At 63.0% G+C, this 2322-nt stretch carries 2 protein-coding genes; both read right to left on the bottom strand.

The window, feature by feature from the left end; translation table 11 throughout:
• Positions 1 to 502 (bottom strand): hypothetical protein (locus AC1DT2_RS20990; protein WP_477298495.1); only part of this gene is annotated, 502 nt, incomplete at its 3' end.
• Between the two features lie 148 nt (positions 503 to 650).
• Positions 651 to 2322: UvrD-helicase domain-containing protein (locus AC1DT2_RS20995; RefSeq protein ID WP_477298497.1), on the bottom strand; the 1672-nt coding region annotated here is incomplete at its 5' end.

Genomic DNA, 2322 nt, shown 5'->3' on the forward strand with positions numbered 1-2322 from the left:
AGGTGGCAAGCAGCGCCACGCCGGTCGTGATGATGGAGGAGCGGTCACCGATGACGGTGCTCAGGCGCGTGGACGCACCAGTCAAACGCGCCTCGACCTGGTCTTCCATGTCTTCCAGCACACCGTCGCTGTGGACCGCCAGCGCTTCGACCTGGGGGTCACGATGGATCGCGCGGGCGAAGGAGTGGTGGAACTCGTCGTCGGCACGAAAGCGCCTGCGGACTCGCCGGACAATGACGTCTGCAAGCATGTTCCCCAGACCGGACATGATCGCGACCGCACCCGCGAGGACTGCGACGAAATCTACCTTCGTTCCGAGCGCTTCCAACGAACCTGTCCGGACAACAAACAGGCACGCCAGCAATGAGATGCTGGCCAGAAAAACGGGCGCAAGCCGACGCTCAAGCCGGCCAACGGCAAGGTCGGTATCGGTCGGGTTGAGGTCCGGATCGTAGACGGACGCGTCCGCGAGCTTGCGAAGAACCTGCTGTGTCTCGGTCATGAAGCCCCCCGTGTTTCATCTGGTTTGAATCCGCGCCCGACACTCATGCCGGTGACCCACAGCCTGCCCGTGTCTCATCTCACCGGTTGCGACCGCTGCCCTGCCCTCCACAGTCACCGGCCTGGATCCCACGCGAACCGTCCTCACCTCATGCGGCGGATGCGTTGGCGGCCATTGAGGCGTGTCGCCAGTAATTGCCGCAGCCAAGGAAGGACATCCCGTTGTCATCGCGCGCCCTTCGCACCAGCATGACCTCACCGCAGTCCTTGCACAGGGAAAAAGTCCCACCGTTGACCCGGACTTCACCCCCGCGCCAGGCCTTCATCAGTTCGGGAACATAGCGGGACGGGTGCTTCTCCTGGACAAGCATCGCCACCCGGTGTTTGGCCCGGGTCAGCGCGACGTACAGAAGCCGACGGTCTTCAGCGTCTTCGACCGCTTCCCGGGCGGGCAGGAACATGTCCCCGAGGGGATCCTGGTATCGCTCCGATGGAAAACAGCCGTAGTGGTGACCGATGCTGTACAGGCCAACGAGCAGGACGTAGTCCGCCTGCATGCCCTTGGAACTGTGCATGGTCGAGAACATCGAGCGGAAACCGACTGGCGGGTCAATGCGGTCGGCCCATGCGGCGTCGAGCTCGGCCATGGCCTCCTTGTTGAACCCCTGGGTGTGGTCCAGGCCATACCGGGAAAGGATGAACACCCGGGGCTTGTCCGGACCCGTGTGCGCGGCGACCCATCCATCAAGCACGGTGTCGATAATCTCCCGCATGTCATCGACGCCCTTGAACGGCTGGATGTCGAGGATACCGTCCCTGCGCTGGTCGTCGGCGACGACGGTCTTTTTCATCTGCGTGTCGTTGGCCAGCACAAACCGGCCAGCGATGTCGGCAATGCCCTGGTTGGTGCGGAAGGTTTTCTCCAGCCTGCACTCGGCGTACGCCTCTTCCAGTAAGCCGAACGAGTGGGCAAATCGCGTGAAGAAGCGCAAGTCCGACCCCGAGAAGCGGTTGATGGCCTGCCAGTCATCCCCGACAGCCAGCAGACGCGGCGCCTTGGGGCCGGCAAGCACGCGGCGCACCATCTCGCCCCGGCCCGGCGCCGTGTCCTGGAACTCGTCAACAATGACCCGGCTGTAGGGCAACTTGCCCGCATGGTCACCCAGGTGATTGAGCGCACGGCGAATCATGTCTTCAAAGTCGACACCCGTCCGCGCCTTGATGATGTCGTTGACCGCTTCGGCGATGGTCCAGCATGTTTCGGCAAACAACACGGCACGCACGCCATCAGGCATGCGGCGCGCCCGGCCCAGCACTTCGTTGTGCGTAAAGCCGTTGCCCCGGATTTGTTTGACCGCCGCTTCGACCAGGTCGTCTTTGACTTCGATGCCAATATGGTCCAGCTGCTTGCGTATGACCTCGGTCGAACGGGGCTCAATTGCGACGCCCGCGCTGCGAAGGGCACCTTCGAGTTTTTCGAACAAGGTGCCGTCCGTCCAGTCCGCGCTGGTGGTCCAGAAATGGCGGGCGTCGATCCCGCCAAGAACGGCCTGCTTGTCTTTCGCCTCCCGGGAATAACGTTCCGGGGCATCGAAGAAGGCCGGCGCCTCTCCCTTGGCATTGACCCCGAAATGCTCGTGGACGATGCGAACAGGATGCCCCCCGTCGCTGACGCGGTAGTTGAAGTCCGGCAGCCATGTCCGCCCCGGGCACAAAATGGCAGCGCCTTCTGCAAAAGGCTCTTCGTAGTCAAACTTGACCCCCATGACGTAAAGCCAGTTGGAGATGGCCGCTTCCTGCAGCGAGCGGACGGGCCTTGGC

Source organism: Luteibacter sp. P4_E6, from assembly GCF_056401535.1.